At 59.7% G+C, this 15,525-nt stretch carries 17 protein-coding genes and 1 pseudogene; 13 read left to right on the top strand and 5 right to left on the bottom strand.

Annotation, left to right across the window (positions count from 1 at the left end; genetic code table 11):
* Positions 1-62: pseudogene (locus tag ACRESJ_RS18805) on the bottom strand (cell division protein ZapA); the annotation flags it as partial.
* On the bottom strand, positions 59-268 hold the full coding sequence (locus ACRESJ_RS18800; RefSeq protein ID WP_007982902.1) for a TIGR02449 family protein: 210 nt from the start codon (positions 266-268) through the stop codon (positions 59-61). The pseudogene ACRESJ_RS18805 and the gene ACRESJ_RS18800, both read right to left, overlap by 4 nt.
* A 193-nt stretch (positions 269-461) precedes the next feature.
* Here ACRESJ_RS18800 and ACRESJ_RS18795 point away from each other — a divergent pair, with 193 nt between their 5' ends.
* From ACRESJ_RS18795 to ACRESJ_RS18735, 13 genes are all read left to right on the top strand, one after another.
* Positions 462-1,019, top strand: coding sequence for a YecA family protein (locus tag ACRESJ_RS18795; protein WP_431759226.1), 558 nt, complete (start codon positions 462-464; stop codon positions 1,017-1,019).
* 27 nt (positions 1,020-1,046) lie between these two features.
* Complete coding sequence (gene pepP / locus ACRESJ_RS18790; RefSeq protein ID WP_431759225.1) at positions 1,047-2,381, top strand: Xaa-Pro aminopeptidase; 1,335 nt, start codon at positions 1,047-1,049, stop codon at positions 2,379-2,381.
* A complete protein-coding gene (gene ubiH, locus ACRESJ_RS18785; protein WP_431759224.1) occupies positions 2,378-3,565 on the top strand; it encodes a 2-octaprenyl-6-methoxyphenyl hydroxylase in 1,188 nt (395 codons plus the stop codon). The genes pepP and ubiH overlap by 4 nt, the downstream gene beginning before the upstream one ends.
* 109 nt (positions 3,566-3,674) lie before the next feature.
* Complete coding sequence (locus ACRESJ_RS18780) at positions 3,675-4,892, top strand: 2-octaprenyl-3-methyl-6-methoxy-1,4-benzoquinol hydroxylase (RefSeq protein WP_431759227.1); 1,218 nt, start codon at positions 3,675-3,677, stop codon at positions 4,890-4,892.
* A gap of 232 nt (positions 4,893-5,124) precedes the next feature.
* Positions 5,125-6,129 carry an extracellular solute-binding protein gene (locus ACRESJ_RS18775; protein ID WP_431759223.1) on the top strand — a complete coding sequence of 335 codons (1,005 nt, stop codon included), beginning with the start codon at positions 5,125-5,127 and terminating at the stop codon, positions 6,127-6,129.
* A gap of 119 nt (positions 6,130-6,248) precedes the next feature.
* Positions 6,249-7,865 (top strand): ABC transporter permease, encoded by a 1,617-nt coding sequence (locus ACRESJ_RS18770; protein ID WP_431759222.1) that lies wholly within the window; start codon positions 6,249-6,251, stop codon positions 7,863-7,865.
* Positions 7,866-8,021: 156 nt separating this feature from the next.
* Complete coding sequence (gene gcvT, locus ACRESJ_RS18765) at positions 8,022-9,104, top strand: glycine cleavage system aminomethyltransferase GcvT (RefSeq protein ID WP_431759221.1); 1,083 nt, start codon at positions 8,022-8,024, stop codon at positions 9,102-9,104.
* A 50-nt stretch (positions 9,105-9,154) separates the two neighbouring features.
* Positions 9,155-9,538, top strand: a complete 384-nt coding sequence (gene gcvH, locus ACRESJ_RS18760; protein WP_431759220.1) for a glycine cleavage system protein GcvH — start codon at positions 9,155-9,157, stop codon at positions 9,536-9,538.
* A 165-nt stretch (positions 9,539-9,703) separates the two neighbouring features.
* Positions 9,704-10,363 carry a FadR/GntR family transcriptional regulator gene (locus ACRESJ_RS18755; protein ID WP_431759219.1) on the top strand — a complete coding sequence of 220 codons (660 nt, stop codon included), beginning with the start codon at positions 9,704-9,706 and terminating at the stop codon, positions 10,361-10,363.
* A complete protein-coding gene (locus tag ACRESJ_RS18750) occupies positions 10,353-11,660 on the top strand; it encodes a CynX/NimT family MFS transporter (protein ID WP_431759218.1) in 1,308 nt (435 codons plus the stop codon). Before ACRESJ_RS18755 ends, ACRESJ_RS18750 begins: the two co-directional genes overlap by 11 nt.
* A gap of 122 nt (positions 11,661-11,782) precedes the next feature.
* The gene (locus ACRESJ_RS18745) at positions 11,783-12,253 is read left to right on the top strand and encodes a nuclear transport factor 2 family protein (RefSeq protein ID WP_431759217.1); all 471 of its coding nucleotides are present in this window, start codon (positions 11,783-11,785) and stop codon (positions 12,251-12,253) included.
* 40 nt (positions 12,254-12,293) lie between these two features.
* Positions 12,294-12,605, top strand: a complete 312-nt coding sequence (locus ACRESJ_RS18740) for a GIY-YIG nuclease family protein (protein ID WP_431759216.1) — start codon at positions 12,294-12,296, stop codon at positions 12,603-12,605.
* A gap of 87 nt (positions 12,606-12,692) precedes the next feature.
* A complete protein-coding gene (locus tag ACRESJ_RS18735) occupies positions 12,693-13,628 on the top strand; it encodes a glutathione S-transferase family protein (RefSeq protein ID WP_431759215.1) in 936 nt (311 codons plus the stop codon).
* 108 nt (positions 13,629-13,736) lie between these two features.
* On the opposite strand, the gene ACRESJ_RS18730 is transcribed toward ACRESJ_RS18735, so the two are convergent.
* From ACRESJ_RS18730 to ACRESJ_RS18720, 3 genes are all read right to left on the bottom strand, one after another.
* Positions 13,737-14,087 carry a glutaredoxin family protein gene (locus tag ACRESJ_RS18730; protein WP_431759214.1) on the bottom strand — a complete coding sequence of 117 codons (351 nt, stop codon included), beginning with the start codon at positions 14,085-14,087 and terminating at the stop codon, positions 13,737-13,739.
* The gene (gene yejK, locus ACRESJ_RS18725; RefSeq protein ID WP_431759213.1) at positions 14,087-15,091 is read right to left on the bottom strand and encodes a nucleoid-associated protein YejK; all 1,005 of its coding nucleotides are present in this window, start codon (positions 15,089-15,091) and stop codon (positions 14,087-14,089) included. Before yejK ends, ACRESJ_RS18730 begins: the two co-directional genes overlap by 1 nt.
* 194 nt (positions 15,092-15,285) lie before the next feature.
* Positions 15,286-15,525 (bottom strand): hypothetical protein (locus ACRESJ_RS18720; protein ID WP_431759212.1); only part of this gene is annotated, 240 nt, incomplete at its 5' end.

Here is a 15,525-nt window from a genome sequence, read left to right as displayed (position 1 = left end):
GGGCAGATGATCGAATACTCTTTGTCGAGGATCTGCACGGTGACGCTATTGCTTGAACTCATGAGTCTTGCTCCAGGGCCTTGAGGCGCGAAATCATCGATTCGACCTTACGCCGGGCGATTTCGTTTTTTTCAATGAGGTGAGCGCGTTCCTCGCGCCAGGTCTTTTCCTGAGCTAGTAAGAGTCCGTTCTGGCTCTTAAGTTGCTCGACTCGGGTAATCAGCAGTTCGAGTCTGGCCATCAGCGCTTGCAGGTCGGTGTCTTCCATTGTCTTCACTGTCTGATGGGTGTCGGACTGTAGGAGCGAGCTTGCTCGCGATGGTCGTCAACGATAACGCTGGGTCCCTGACACTGCGTGGCGTTCTCGGGTTCATCACGAGCAAGCTCGCTCCTACAGGGGTAGTCGATGTAGGATACAAGGCCTTCATTCTAGACATAGCGCCGTCTGGCGCCTAGCTATCATGCCCATTCAGAATTCTCCGTACCAAGCCTTCGCCACTCTGCTGACTTCCAGCGGCCATAATGTTTCGCCTGCCGAATTGCACGGCCTGTTGCTCGGCCGCAGCTGCGCCGGTGCCGGTTTCGAAAACGAAGGCTGGCTGATCGACGCCGCCGAACTGCTCGAAAGCGAGCCGCAGGACAACGTTCGTGCTGCGTTAATCGGCCTGCAAGAGATGGTTAAAGGCGAGCTTACCGGTGATGACGTAACCGTCGTCCTGTTGCTGCCAACCGATGACGCCCCGCTGGCCGACCGCGCCGCTGCACTGGGCGAATGGTGCCAGGGATTCCTGAGCGGTTTCGGCCTGAACTGCCGTGATAGCAGCAGTCTCAGCACCGAGGCCACCGAAGTGTTGCAGGACCTGGCCGCCATTTCCCAGGTGCAAGACGCTCTGGAAGAGTCCGACGACGGCGAAAGCGACTACATGGAAGTCATGGAGTACGTGCGTATTGCTCCACTGTTGCTGTTCTCCGAGACCAAACAACCACAAGCGCCGGCTGCCAAACCGTCTTTGCATTAATCGTTTGCCAGGGAACGCCATCTGCCCATGATCCATATCCCGAAATCGGAATACAGCCGTCGCCGCAAGGCCCTGATGGCGCAGATGGAACCCAACAGCATCGCCATCCTGCCCGCCGCCGCAGTGGCCATCCGCAACCGTGACGTCGAGCACGTTTACCGTCAGGACAGCGATTTCCAGTACCTCAGCGGTTTTCCTGAGCCTCAGGCTGTTTTGGTGCTGATGCCGGGGCGTCTGCACGGCGAATACATTCTGTTCTGCCGTGAACGAAACGCCGAACGCGAGTTGTGGGACGGCTTGCGTGCCGGCCAGGAAGGCGCGATCCGCGACTTCGGTGCCGACGATGCCTTTCCGATTACCGACATCGACGACATCCTGCCGGGCTTGATCGAAGGCCGTGACCGAGTGTATTCGGCCATGGGCAGCAACCCTGAGTTCGACCGGCATCTGATGGAATGGATCAACGTGATCCGCTCCAAAGCCAATCTTGGCGCCCAGCCGCCGAACGAATACGTTGCCCTGGATCATCTGCTTCATGACATGCGCCTGTATAAATCGGCGGCAGAAGTGAAAGTAATGCGCGAAGCCGCGCGGATTTCCGCCCAGGCGCATGTGCGTGCCATGCAGGCCAGCCGTGCCGGGTTGCATGAGTTCAGTCTCGAAGCCGAACTCGATTACGAGTTCCGCAAGGGCGGGGCGAAGATGCCAGCGTACGGTTCGATCGTCGCGGCGGGGCGCAACAGCTGCATCCTGCATTACCAGCAGAATGACGCGCTGCTCAAGGATGGCGATCTGGTGCTGATCGACGCCGGTTGCGAGATCGACTGCTATGCCAGTGACATCACGCGCACATGGCCAGTCAATGGCAAGTATTCGCCGGAGCAGAAAGCGATCTACGAACTGGTGCTGGCGGCCCAGGAAGCTGCATTTGCCGAGATTGCCCCGAACAAGCACTGGAATCAGGCGCACGAGGCCACGGTTCGGGTCATTACGGGCGGCCTGGTCGCGTTGGGCTTGCTGCAGGGCGATGTCGACGAACTGATCGCCAGCGAAGCCTACAAGGCGTTTTACATGCACCGCGCCGGTCACTGGCTGGGCATGGATGTGCATGACGTCGGCGAGTACAAGGTCGGCGGCGAATGGCGTGTGCTGGAAGTCGGCATGGCGTTGACCGTGGAGCCGGGGATCTATATCTCCCCGGACAACCAGAATGTGGCGAAGAAATGGCGCGGCATTGGCGTGCGTATCGAGGACGATGTAGTGGTCACCAAAACCGGCTGTGAAATCCTCACCAAAGGCGTACCGAAAACGGTTGCCGAGATCGAGGCCTTGATGGCGCAAGCACGGACACAAGCGGCATGAGTCGAGTCAATCTGGCCATTATCGGTGGTGGGCTGGTCGGTGCCAGCCTGGCGATGGCGTTGCAGGCGGGGGCCAAGGCCCGCGGCTGGAAAATCGTACTGATCGAGCCTTTTGCGCCCGGCGATGTGTATCAACCGAGTTACGACGCGCGCTCCACGGCACTGTCCTATGGTGCCCGGCAGATTTATCAGCGCCTGGGTATCTGGCAGGAAGTCTCCCGCCGCGCCGAGCCGATCAAGCAGATTCACGTCTCCGATCGCGGGCGTTTCTCTACGGCGCGCCTGTCGGCGATGGAAGAAGGCGTCCCGGCACTGGGTTACGTGGTGGAAAACGCCTGGCTCGGCCAATGCCTGTGGCAAGGACTGGACAAGGATGTGATCAGTTGGCGTTGCCCGGCGGAAGTCACTCTTATGGAGCCGCTCATCGACGGGTATCGCCTGACCCTCAATGATGAAACCACGCTGGAGTGCGATCTCGCCGTGCTTGCCGATGGCGGCCGTTCCGGCCTGCGCGAGCAATTGGGCATCGGCATCAAGAAGCGCCCGTACAATCAAAGTGCACTGATCGCCAACATCACCCCGAGCGAAGCCCACAACGGTATGGCCTTCGAGCGCTTCACCGACGATGGCCCGATGGCCTTGCTGCCCTTGCCGGACAACCGCTGTGCATTGGTTTGGACCCGCCTGGGGATGGACGCACAACGCTTGGCCGCGCTTGATGAACGCAGCTTTCTCAGCGAGTTGCAGGGCGTGTTCGGTTATCGCCTCGGTACGTTGAAACAGGTTGGCGCACGCCATCTGTACCCGTTGGCGCTGGTGGAGGCCGAAGAGCAGGTGCGGCCGCATCTGGCGGTGCTTGGCAACGCTGCCCACAGCCTGCACCCGATTGCCGGCCAAGGATTCAACTTGTCCCTGCGCGATGCCCAGGCACTGGCCGATGCGTTGCTCGTCAGTGAACAGCCATTGGGCGACTTCGCGACCTTACAGGCCTATCGCGAGCGCCAGCGTCTGGATCAGAGCCTCACCGTCGGATTCTCCGATCAGGTCACGCGTCTGTTCGGCAGCACGCAGCCATTGGTTTCCCTGGGACGCAATCTTGGCCTGCTCGGTCTTGACCTGCTGCCGCCGGCCAAGCGCTGGTTCGCCCGGCAGGCGATGGGGCTGGGTACCCGTCCCAATGTCTGAGTGGCTGATCAACTTCACGACGACGGCGACCATCCAACGGGTGGCGCGCGTCGGAAAACCCCTTTACCTGCGGCTCAAGCCGCAAGCGAGACAGGCTTAAAGCATGGAAATGCGCGCAGATCTGCTGATTGTCGGAGCCGGAATGGTCGGCAGCGCCCTGGCGCTGGCGCTGCAGGATAGCGGGCTGGAAGTCCTGTTGCTCGATGGCAGCCCGATGAGCGTCAAACCGTTTGACGCTCAAGCCCCGTTCGAGCCGCGAGTGAGCGCGTTGTCCATCGCCAGCCAGCGAATTCTCCAGCGTCTGGGCGTCTGGGATGGCATTGCCGATCGGCGCAGCAGTCCCTACAGCGACATGCACGTATGGGACGGCAGCGGCACCGGGAAAATCCACTTTTCGGCGACCAGCGTGCATGCCGATGTATTGGGGCACATTGTTGAGAATCGCGTGGTTCAGGACGCCTTGCTTGACCGCTTGCACGACTGTGACCTGGGAATGCTGGCCAATGCTCGCCTCGAACAGATGCGCCGCTCTGGCGACGACTGGCTGCTGACACTGGCCGATGGCCGCACCTTGCGCGCGCCGCTGGTGATCGCGGCCGATGGTGCCAATTCTGCGGTCAGGCGCCTGACCGGCATGGCGACGCGGGAGTGGGACTACCTGCATCACGCCATCGTCACCAGCGTGCGCTGCTCGAAACCCCATCAAACGACGGCTTGGCAGCGCTTTACAGATAACGGTCCGCTGGCATTCCTGCCGCTGGAGCGCGACGGTCAGCATGACTGGTGCTCGATTGTCTGGTCGACCACGCCGAGCGAAGCTGAACGCTTGATGGCGCTGGATGAAGACGGATTCTGCAAGGCGCTGGAACGGGCTTTCGAAGGTCAATTGGGCAGCGTGCTCAACACCGACCCGCGTCTTTGCGTGCCGCTGCGCCAACGCCACGCCAAGCGTTACGTGGCTGAAGGTCTGGCGTTGATCGGCGATGCGGCGCACACCATTCACCCATTGGCCGGGCAGGGTGTGAACCTTGGTTTCCTCGATGCTGCCGTACTGGCCGAAGTGCTGCAGCAGGCAGCCACCCGCAGCGAACGTTTGGCGGATGTGAAGGTGCTCAGCCGCTACGAGCGTCGACGCATGCCGCATAACCTGGCGTTGATGGCGGCAATGGAAGGTTTCGAGCGGTTGTTCCAGGCAGATCCCTTGCCGGTGCGCTGGTTGCGTAATACCGGGTTGAAAATGGTCGACCAGATGCCGGAGGCCAAGGCGTTGTTCGTGCGCGAGGCCTTGGGGTTGATCGGGGATTTGCCGGCGCTGGCCAAGGCCTGACAGTTTGTCGATGCATTTCCCGTGTAGGAGCTGCCGCAGGCTGCGATCTTTTGCCTTTGATTTTGATAGAGCAAGATCAAAAGATCGCAGCCTACGGCAGCTCCTACACAGTGCGCGGTGAATTCAAGAGGTTGTGCAACATCTGGTAACTCACCCGCGAACTGTTCGATTGAGAAGGCAAATGTGAGTCCTTATCATTTGCCCTCCTTTTTTCAATCGAGAGACCGCTCCCATGTTGGCACCGAAGCGTCTACTGACTGCACTGGCCCTGACCCTGATTGGCAGCACCGCCGCCCAGGCAGCCGACGAGGTGGTGGTCTACTCCTCGCGTATCGACGAACTGATCAAGCCGGTCTTCGATGTCTACACCGCCAAAACCGGTGTGAAGGTCAAGTTCATTACCGACAAGGAAGCGCCGCTGATGCAGCGGATCAAGGCCGAGGGCGAGAATGCCGTCGCCGACCTGCTGCTGACCGTCGATGCCGGTAACCTCTGGCAAGCCGAGCAGATGGGCATCCTCCAGCCCTTCACTTCCAAAACCATCGACACCAACATTCCCCTGCAATATCGCGCCGCCTCCCATGCCTGGACCGGCCTTAGCCTGCGCGCGCGGACCATCGCCTATTCCACTGCTCGGGTGAAGCCGGGCGAGTTGACGACCTACGAAGCGCTGGCCGACAAAAACTGGGAAGGTCGCCTGTGCCTGCGCACGGCGAAGAAGGTCTACAACCAGTCCCTGACTGCCACCATGATCGAAGTGCACGGCGCCGAGAAAACCGAGAAGATCCTCAAAGGCTGGGTCAACAACCTGTCCACGGACGTGTTCTCCGACGACGTAGCGGTGCTGGAAGCCATCAATGCAGGCCAGTGCGACGTCGGCATCGTCAACACCTACTACTACGGTCGCCTGCACAAGGAAAAGCCTGACCTGCCGGTGAAACTGTTCTGGCCGAACCAGGCGGATCGTGGCGTGCACGTGAACCTGTCGGGTATCGGCCTGACCAAACACGCACCGCACCCGGAGGCCGCCAAGGCCCTGGTGGAGTGGATGACCACCCCTGAGGCACAGAAGATCTTTGCTGACGTGAACCAGGAATTCCCGGCCAACCCGACGGTGAAACCTTCCGCCGAAGTCGCAGCCTGGGGCGAGTTCATCGCCGATACCTTGCCTGTTGAAGTTGCCGGCAAGCGCCAGGCCGAAGCCATTCGCATGATGGATCGGGCTGGCTGGAACTGAGTCGGCTTTAAAAAGCAAAAGATCGCAGCCTTCGTCAGCACCTACCCCTTGTAGGAGCTGCCGAAGGCTGCGATCTTTTCGCGTTTTCCCATACCCCAAAATTTCACGAGCGCTTCCCCTTGGCCCACCCCGCCCAACGCCGCTGGTATCCCCTGGTCTACGCCATCGCTGCGCTGGTTCTGCTGCCCCTGAGTGTCCTCCTGCTGTCCTGGCAAAACATCGATCAACAGATCTGGTCCCACCTCTGGGACACGCAAATGCCACGGCTGCTGGGCAACACCCTGACCCTGGTGCTCGGCGTTGGCATCGGCGTGACGGTACTCGGTGTGAGCCTGGCGTGGCTCACCAGTCTCTGCGAATTCCCCGGTCGGCGCTGGCTGGACTGGGCGTTGATGCTGCCCTTCGCAATTCCGGCCTATGTACTGGCGTTCGTCTTCGTCGGTCTGCTGGATTTCGCCGGTCCCGTGCAAAGCCTGTTGCGCGAGTGGTTCGGTGCGGGACTGCGCTTGCCCCGCGTGCGCTCCACGGGCGGCGTGATTGTGGTTCTGGTGCTGGTGTTCTACCCCTACGTTTATCTATTGGCGCGCACGGCATTCCTGGCGCAAGGCAAAGGCCTGATGGAAGCCGCAAGGGTGCTTGGGCAATCGCCATGGCAGGCGTTCTGGCGCGTGGCCATGCCCATGGCGCGCCCCGCCATTGGTGCGGGCGTGGCGTTGGCGCTGATGGAAACCCTGGCGGACTTTGGCGCTGTGTCGGTGTTCAACTTCGACACCTTCACGACGGCCATCTACAAGACCTGGTACGGGTTCTTCAGCCTTTCCACCGCCGCACAACTGGCCAGCCTGTTGCTGCTGGTGGTGATGGTGGTGCTCTACGGCGAGCGTCGTGCCCGCGGTGCCAATCGAGCGAGCAATGAACGGCCGCGGGTCAAGGCGCTGTACCACCTGAGTGGGTTCAAAGCGATGCTGGCCGCCACTTGGTGCGGTCTGGTGTTCGCCTGTGCCTTCGTCATTCCCATGCTTCAACTGGTGGTGTGGTTCTGGCAGCGTGGGCGCTTCGATCTCGATGAGCGTTACACCGGCCTGATCGTCCACACGTTGTATCTGGGCGCGATGGCAGCGTTGATCACCGTCAGTGTCGCCCTGATCCTGGCATTTGCCCGACGTTTGGCGCCGACCCAAGGGATTCGTGCCGGGGTCAGCCTGGCCAATCTTGGCTATGCCTTGCCAGGCTCGGTCCTCGCGGTGTCGATCATGCTGGCGTTCAGTTATCTGGACCGCGAGCTGGTGATCCCGCTCTCCGGCTGGCTCGGCGGGGCCGGAAAACCACTGCTGCTGGGCAGCCTTTCGGCTCTGTTGCTGGCGTATCTGGTGCGTTTTATCGCCGTGGCCTACGGGCCGCTGGAAAGCAGTCTGGCGCGTATACGGCCATCTTTGCCCGAAGCGGCACGTAGCCTGGGTGTCAGTGGGCCGCGACTGTTTTTCAAAGTGTATCTGCCATTGCTGTTGCCCGGTTCGTTGAGCGCGGCTTTGCTGGTGTTCGTCGATGTGCTCAAGGAAATGCCCGCAACCCTTCTGATGCGCCCGTTTGGCTGGGATACGCTGGCGGTGCGGATCTTCGAAATGACCAGTGAGGGCGAGTGGGCGAGAGCCTCTTTGCCGGCCTTGACCCTGGTTTTGGTCGGGCTGCTACCGGTCATCGGATTGATACGACGTTCGGCGCATCGAAACAGCTAGGTGCCAGTCCTACACCTTGCGGCTACAATGCGCGGCATTCGGTGCGGTCCATCTGACAGACAAGGTAGTAAGAATCGGCTGGAAGCCTTTAATTTCAAGGTTTTCACGCGATTTATCACTCGCCCGCACCTTCGCCACGCCCGGAAGGAGAAACCCATGGGACAGCGTACGCCTCTGTATGACCTTCACCTCGCGCTTGGCGCGAAGATGGTCGATTTTGGCGGTTGGGACATGCCTCTGCATTACGGATCGCAGGTCGAGGAGCACCATCAAGTGCGCCGCGATTGCGGTGTCTTCGATGTATCCCACATGACCGTGATCGATGTCAGCGGCGCCCAGGCCAAGGCCTGGCTCCAGCACTTGCTGGCCAACGACGTCGAACGTCTGCATAGCCCTGGCCGTGCGTTGTACAGCGCCATGCTCGATGAGCAGGCTGGTATCGTCGACGACATGATCGTCTACCGCCTCGATGAGGGTTATCGCCTGGTGGTAAACGCTTCCACCCGCGATCAGGACATGGCGTGGATGCACGCCCATCTTGATGGCTTTGATGTGCGCCTCAACGAACGATCCGAACTGGCGATGCTGGCCATTCAAGGCCCCCACGCCCGGCAGCGGATTGCCGAGCTGGTGAGCCAGTCCCGCAGTAATCTGATCCAGATTCTCAAACCGTTTGAAGGTCAACCCGACGGTGACTGGTTCATCGCGCGCACCGGTTACACCGGTGAAGACGGTTTGGAAATCATTCTGCCGGCCGATCAGGCGCCAGGATTCTTCAACGATCTGGTGGGTGCGGGTATTTCCCCGATTGGCCTGGGTGCGCGGGATACGCTGCGGGTCGAGGCCGGCATGAACCTTTACGGCCAAGACATTCACCAGAGCGTTTCACCGCTGGCCTCCAACATGGCCTGGAGCATTGCCTGGGAACCGGCTGCTCGCCAGTTCATCGGCCGCAAGGCGCTGGAAGCCGAGCGGGCCGCAGGCGTACAGCACAAACTGGTGGGGCTGGTCCTTGAGGAGCGCGGTGTATTGCGCGCTCATCAAGTGGTCCGCATCGCCAATGTTGGCGAAGGGGAGATCACCAGTGGTAGTTTCTCTCCTACGCTAAGCAAGTCGATTGCACTGGCGCGCGTGCCGATGGCAACTGCCGACCGCGCAGAAGTGGAAATCCGTGGCAAGTGGTACCCGGTTCGGGTGGTTAAACCGACCTTCGTACGCCACGGCAAAACCTTGATCTAACCTTTTCCGGCGGGCTTTGTCCGCTGACAATTTTCATGAGGACACAGAACATGAGCGATATCCCTGCCGACCTGCGTTTTGCCGAAAGTCACGAATGGGCACGTCTGGAAGCCGATGGCACCGTCACCGTGGGCATCAGCGATCACGCGCAGGAAGCGCTGGGTGATGTGGTGTTTGTCGAGCTGACTGAAGTGGGCAAAACATTCGCTGCTGGTGATCAGTCTGGCGTGGTGGAATCGGTTAAAGCCGCCTCCGACATCTATGCCCCGATCAGCGGTGAAGTGATCGCTGTCAACGAAGAGCTCAATGGTTCGCCTGAGCTGCTCAACAGTGAGCCGTACGGCGCCTGGATCTTCAAGCTCAAGCCAAGCAACACCGCTGAGCTGGACAAGCTGCTCGATGCCGCCGGCTACAAGGCCCTCATCGGCGAGTAAGCCATTAGCGTCATCCCCAAAGCCCCGACCCGTCGGGGCTTTTTCATGTCTGTGGATCAAAAGATCGCAGCCTGCGGCAGCTCCTACAGGTTGGTTGTGTTTGTCATCCAGGCTGACTACCATGTCAGGAAATTCATCCTATGATTGGATGAAAGGATGAGCTCAATGTCTGAAATTTCCCCATTGGTAAAACGATCCTTGGTCGATCAGGCCCTGGATCAGTTGCGTCTGCGCATCAATGAAGGCGTGTGGTCGGTCGGTCAGCGTTTGCCCACCGAACCTGAATTGTCAGCCGAACTGGGCATTAGCCGTAACACCGTGCGTGAAGCCATGCGGGTGCTGGCGTTTTCCGGGTTGATCGAAATCCGTCAGGGTGACGGCAGTTACCTTCGCGCCGTGGTCGATCCCATGGACACCTTGAAAGTCTTGTCCCGTTGCTCCCAGGAGCAGGCCCGGGAGACCCGGCATATCCTCGAAGTCGAAGCCATCGGCCTGGCGGCCATGCGTCGCACCGATGAAGATCTTGTGGCCTTGCGCGAGGCGCTGGGCGTCAGCGGCAGTCACTATCACGGCGATCTGGATACCTACATCGCCTGTGATCTAGTGTTCCACCGTCTCTTGGTGGACGCCGCACACAACCCCACGCTCAGCGAGCTGTATCGCTATTTCTCCAGCGTCGTCGGCGCACAGCTGCGCCACTGCCTGAACATCACGCCGCGCCGCCAGGAAGTGTTCGACCTGCACGTCCAGTTGCTCGATGCCGTCGAGCAACGCGATCCGGAGCGGGCCAAAGCCCTGTCGAGGCAGTTGATCAATGAACCTTGAACCCGAGAAAACCATGTCCAGCACGCACAGCAACATCGCTGAATCCAAGCGCACGGCGGAGCTGGAAGAGCTGCTGATCGACGCCGAAGCTGATGACGAGCAGGTTCAGCAAAATCAGCCGGTGCTGCGTCGGCCATGGTTGTTATTGCTGGGCCTGATTCTGGTGGCGCTGAACCTGCGCCCGGCTTTGTCGAGCATGGCGCCGATGCTCAGCGAAGTGTCGAAGACGCTCGACTTGTCGGCCTCCGCGGCCGGTTTGCTGACGACATTGCCAGTACTTTGCCTTGGCCTGTTCGCGCCACTGGCGCCAGTGCTGGCGCGACGTTTTGGCGCCGAGCGCGTGGTGTTGGGGATTTTGCTGACGTTGGCCGGCGGGATCATTTTGCGCAGCGCCTTTGGCGAAGTCGGTCTGTTTGCCGGCAGTGTGCTGGCTGGCGCGAGCATCGGTGTTATCGGTGTGTTGCTGCCGGGGATCGTCAAGCGCGATTTCCCCAAGCAAGCCGGAACCATGACCGGTGTCTACACCATGGCCCTGTGCCTGGGCGCGGCAATGGCAGCGGGTGCGACCGTGCCGCTGAGTGAGCATTTCGACAAAAGTTGGGCGCTGGGCCTGGGTTTCTGGGTGATTCCGGCGCTGGCCGCCGCGCTGTTCTGGCTGCCGCAAGTGGGCCAGAAACACGGCGCCCACAATGTCGCTTACCGCGTTCGCGGTTTGCTGCGTGACCCGTTGGCCTGGCAGGTGACCTTGTACATGGGCCTGCAATCGTCCCTGGCCTATATCGTTTTCGGCTGGTTGCCATCGATCCTGATCGGTCGCGGGCTGACCCCAACCCAGGCCGGGCTGGTGCTGTCGGGTTCGGTGATCGTTCAGTTGATCAGTTCGCTGGCGGCACCCTGGCTGGCCACTCGCGGCAAGGACCAGCGCCTGGCCATCGTGATCGTGATGGTGATGACACTGGGTGGGTTGTTCGGTTGCCTGTATGCACCGATCGAAGGCCTGTGGGGCTGGGCGATTTTGCTTGGGCTGGGGCAGGGCGCCACGTTCAGTCTGGCGTTGACCCTGATCGTGCTGCGCTCGCGGGATTCCCACGTGGCAGCGAACCTGTCGAGCATGGCTCAGGGGTTCGGCTATACGTTGGCGTCGATGGGGCCATTCGCGGTCGGCATTGTGCATGACTGGACCGGTGGCTGGTCTGCCGTGGGTTGGATCTTTGGCGTCATCGGCCTCGGGGCGATCATCGCCGGCCTTGGGGCTGGTCGTTCACTGTACGTACAGGTAATCAGCGAAAAGATCTGAAGAAAAGCTGGTCGCACGCACTGGCGATATTCGGACGGCGAATGCCGATAGTTTTTCGCCCATTTGCAGACTATCGTGCAGGCAATCGTTCGATGCCATTTTGCACAACAGGAAGTTTGCCCATGAGTGATGCCCACAGCGCCTTGATCACCCGGTTTTACCAAGCATTTCAGCGACTGGATGCCGAGGCCATGAGCGCTTGTTATACCGATGATGTGCTGTTCAGTGACCCGGCCTTCGGCGAGCTGCACGGTCGTGATGCCGGCGACATGTGGCGCATGCTCACCACGCGCGCCAAGGATTTTTCCCTGACCTTCGACAATGTCCGCGCCGACGAACGCAGCGGCGGTGCGCATTGGGTCGCGACCTATCTGTTCAGCCAGACCGGCAACATCGTGGTCAACGATATCCAGGCGCGTTTCGTGTTCCGCGACGGCAAGATTTGCGAGCACCATGACAATTTCAATCTGTGGACCTGGTCGCGTCAGGCCCTGGGTTTCAAGGGCTTGCTACTGGGCTGGACGCCAGTGGTACACAACGCCGTGCGTGCCCAGGCCCTGAAGGGGTTGAAGGCATTCCAGGCCAGTCGCTGATAAGATCGCGGCTTGTTTTCCTTCAAGCCCTGATCGCCACGTGAGCACCCTTAGCGAAATCCCTGCCGACCTCGATGCACCGTCGAGTAAACCCTGGTTTGTCTATCTCGTTCGCGCGGCCAATGGTGCGCTCTACTGCGGGGTCAGTGATGATCCCGTGCGTCGCTTCGCCAAGCATCAAAGCGGCAAGGGGGCGCGGTTTTTTCTCTCCAGCCCTGCGATGGCGTTGGTCTACACCGAACGCTGCCGTGACAAGAGTGACGCCTTGCGTCAGGAACGCCTGATCAAAAAGCTCAAGAAAAGCGCCAAGGAATGCCTGGTGGCTAGCGCTGCCGCAGGCTTATCAATCTGACTGATCAGTACCCATCAGGCAGATCTGTAGGCTGCCAACCCATTGCGCGCTAAGCTGCAGATTCCTGTATTTGCGGCGGAGCCGAGCATGTCCGAGTTGATTCTTCATCATTACCCGACGTCCCCCTTCGCCGAAAAGGCCCGGCTGCTGTTGGGCTTCAAGGGGTTGTCCTGGCGTTCGGTGAAAATCTCGCCGGTGATGCCCAAACCCGATCTCACTGCCCTGACCGGTGGCTATCGCAAGACCCCGGTGTTGCAGATTGGTGCGGACATTTATTGCGACACGGCATTGATCGCCCGCCGCTTGGAGCAGGAGAAAGCGCTACCTGCGCTCCTCCCGGAAGGTCAGGAAATGATCGCGGCGAGCTTCGCGGCCTGGGCCGATTCGGTGGTGTTCCAGCACGCCGTCAGCCTGGTGTTCCAGCCCGAGTCGATAGCGGTGCGTTTCGGAAATTTACCGCCGGAAGCGATCAAGGCGTTCATTGCCGACCGTGCCAAATTGTTCAGTGGTGGTAGCAGCACCAAGTTATCTGCCGAGCAGGCTAGGCACCAGTGGCCAACGATCATGTCGCGACTGGAGCAGCAGTTGCAGCGTGAAGAGGCTGACTACCTGTTCGGCGAACCATCGATTGCTGACTTCGCCTTGGCCCATTCACTGTGGTTTCTCAAGGCCACGCCAGTCACGGCACCGCTGGTCGATGCCTATCCTGCAGTCAGTGCGTGGCATTCAAGGGTGATGGGTTTTGGCCATGGCGCATCCAGCGAGATGACGTCCGAAGAGGCATTGGAGGTGGCGCGTACGTCCACGCCAGCGGCCTTGCCGGACGAGCAGTTCGTTGACCCCAATGGTTTCAAGGCTGGCCAGCAGGTGCTGGTGGCGGCTGCGGACTATGGCGTTGATCCGGTGGAGGGAGAGTTGTTGTTTGCCGGGAGCGAAGAGTTGATCGTGCGTCGTGAGGACGAGCGTGGCGGCGTGGTGCATGTGCACGTTCCGCGCTTTGGCTTCCGCCTCGAAGCACGGTAAAACCGCAAACCTGTAGGAGCTGTCGAGTGCAACGAGGCTGCGATCTTTTGATCTTATAAAGGCAAAATCAAAAGATCGCAGCCTGCGGCAGCTCCTACAGGTTTTTCGTTATTTCAAAGCAGCCAGAATCGCATCCGGGTCATACCCGCGAATCAGTGTCCCGTTCACATCGATAAACGGAATGCCGCCACCACCCAAGGCTTCATAGTCCTTGCGCGCCACAGCATCCTTCTCGATATCGAATTCCTTGTACGGAATGCCTTTCTGATCGAGAAAACGCCGGGTCAGTTTGCAATAGCCACACCATTCGGTGGTGTAGAGCACGACGTTGGCCCTGGCTTGTGTCTGAGCAGACACCGCTTGTGATGGATTGAAAACCCGCTCGATTTTGCCCCAGTTCTGATAGGCCACAACCACCAGCAGGATCAGCAGGAATTTCTTCAGGACGTTGCCGAGCATCAGTTGCGTCGCTTCAACTGGTCTGTCAGTGAGGTCGGCAAGCCCTTGATAATCAACGTGCCGGCTTCTTCGTCGTACTCGATTTTCGAACCCAACAGGTGCGCTTCGAAGCTGATCGACAGGCCTTCGGCGCGACCGGTGAAACGGCGGAACTGGTTCAAGGTGCGTTTGTCAGCCGGGATTTCCGGCGAGAGGCCGTAGTCCTTGTTGCGGATGTGATCGTAGAAGGCCTTCGGGCGTTCTTCGTCGATCAGGCCTGACAATTCTTCCAGCCCCATCGGTTCACCAAGTTTGGCTTGGCTGCTGGCGTAGTCGACCAGGGTTTTGGTTTTCTCGCGAGCGTCGTCTTCCGGCAGATCTTCGCTTTCGACGAAGTCGCTGAATGCCTTGAGCAAGGTGCGGGTTTCGCCAGGGCCATCGACGCCTTCCTGGCAGCCGATGAAGTCGCGGAAATACTCCGAAACCTTTTTACCGTTCTTGCCTTTAATAAACGAAATGTATTGCTTGGATTGCTTGTTGTTCTGCCACTCGGAAACGTTAATCCGCGCCGCCAGGTGCAATTGACCCAGGTCCAGGTGACGGGACGGAGTCACGTCCAGTTCATCGGTCACGGCAACACCTTCGCTGTGGTGCAGCAACGCAATGGCCAGGTAATCGGTCATGCCTTGCTGATAGTGCGCGAACAGCACGTGACCACCGACCGAGAGGTTGGATTCTTCCATCAGCTTTTGCAGGTGTTCCACCGCCACGCGGCTGAAGGCCGTGAAATCCTGACCGCCATCGAGGTATTCCTTCAGCCAGCCGCTGAAAGGGAAGGCACCGGATTCCGGATGAAACAGACCCCAGGCTTTGCCTTGCTTGGCGTTGTAGCTTTCATTGAGGTCGGCAAGCATGTTCTCGATGGCTGCGGACTCGGTCAGCTCTGAGTCGCGCGCGTGGAGAACTGCAGGTGTGCCGTCGGGTTTTTTGTCGATCAGGTGGACGATGCAATGACGGATCGGCATGGGCTTCTCGGCTGATTGAAGAGAGGAGGGCGGGCTCCCCGAAAAAGCGCTCAGTGTACCGCAACCGCTGGTTTTGGCGCGGTACCAAGGTCGATTCGCAGGCGACCGACGGCGCTTATGCGTTTTTTTCCCGGTTTAGAGCAATAAAGCTGACCAAATGGGTAGCTAGAGGCGGATATTTCCCCGTCGCTGTGCTAGTTTTGCCCGGTCTTGCGCGAAGTCACTGCGTTAAGCCTGCAGTCAGCTTTTGTCAGGTCGAACCAAACCCTGATTTCGGTATCTATAACCCCGATCCCGAGGTTATTTCGCCGAGGGTGCCAGATCCAGAAGATCGGGCTCGATGGCTGACATTGCACTCTGCAATCCATATGAATTTGATAGGGAAGGAACACTAAATGGCTCTTACTAAAGACCAACTGATCGCCGACATCGCT

It is taken from the genome of Pseudomonas sp., assembly GCF_050739655.1.
In the GTDB taxonomy this organism is placed as follows: domain Bacteria; phylum Pseudomonadota; class Gammaproteobacteria; order Pseudomonadales; family Pseudomonadaceae; genus Aquipseudomonas.
The sequence above is the reverse complement of the archived record's forward strand: the minus strand, read 5'-3'. Positions and strand labels throughout refer to the sequence as shown.

Excerpts from the sequence above, each read along its gene's own strand:
- ACRESJ_RS18730 (WP_431759214.1), bottom strand. The coding sequence starts at position 14,087 with ATGCTCGGCAACGTCCTGAAGAAATTCCTGCTGATCCTGCTGGTGGTT.
- ACRESJ_RS18750 (WP_431759218.1), top strand. The coding sequence starts at position 10,353 with ATGAACCTTGAACCCGAGAAAACCATGTCCAGCACGCACAGCAACATC.
- ACRESJ_RS18735 (WP_431759215.1), top strand. The coding sequence starts at position 12,693 with ATGTCCGAGTTGATTCTTCATCATTACCCGACGTCCCCCTTCGCCGAA.
- ACRESJ_RS18800 (WP_007982902.1), bottom strand. The coding sequence starts at position 268 with ATGGAAGACACCGACCTGCAAGCGCTGATGGCCAGACTCGAACTGCTG.
- ACRESJ_RS18780 (WP_431759227.1), top strand. The coding sequence starts at position 3,675 with ATGCGCGCAGATCTGCTGATTGTCGGAGCCGGAATGGTCGGCAGCGCC.
- yejK (WP_431759213.1), bottom strand. The coding sequence starts at position 15,091 with ATGCCGATCCGTCATTGCATCGTCCACCTGATCGACAAAAAACCCGAC.
- ACRESJ_RS18795 (WP_431759226.1), top strand. The coding sequence starts at position 462 with ATGCCCATTCAGAATTCTCCGTACCAAGCCTTCGCCACTCTGCTGACT.
- ACRESJ_RS18775 (WP_431759223.1), top strand. The coding sequence starts at position 5,125 with ATGTTGGCACCGAAGCGTCTACTGACTGCACTGGCCCTGACCCTGATT.
- ACRESJ_RS18745 (WP_431759217.1), top strand. The coding sequence starts at position 11,783 with ATGAGTGATGCCCACAGCGCCTTGATCACCCGGTTTTACCAAGCATTT.
- gcvH (WP_431759220.1), top strand. The coding sequence starts at position 9,155 with ATGAGCGATATCCCTGCCGACCTGCGTTTTGCCGAAAGTCACGAATGG.
- pepP (WP_431759225.1), top strand. The coding sequence starts at position 1,047 with ATGATCCATATCCCGAAATCGGAATACAGCCGTCGCCGCAAGGCCCTG.
- ACRESJ_RS18755 (WP_431759219.1), top strand. The coding sequence starts at position 9,704 with ATGTCTGAAATTTCCCCATTGGTAAAACGATCCTTGGTCGATCAGGCC.
- gcvT (WP_431759221.1), top strand. The coding sequence starts at position 8,022 with ATGGGACAGCGTACGCCTCTGTATGACCTTCACCTCGCGCTTGGCGCG.
- ubiH (WP_431759224.1), top strand. The coding sequence starts at position 2,378 with ATGAGTCGAGTCAATCTGGCCATTATCGGTGGTGGGCTGGTCGGTGCC.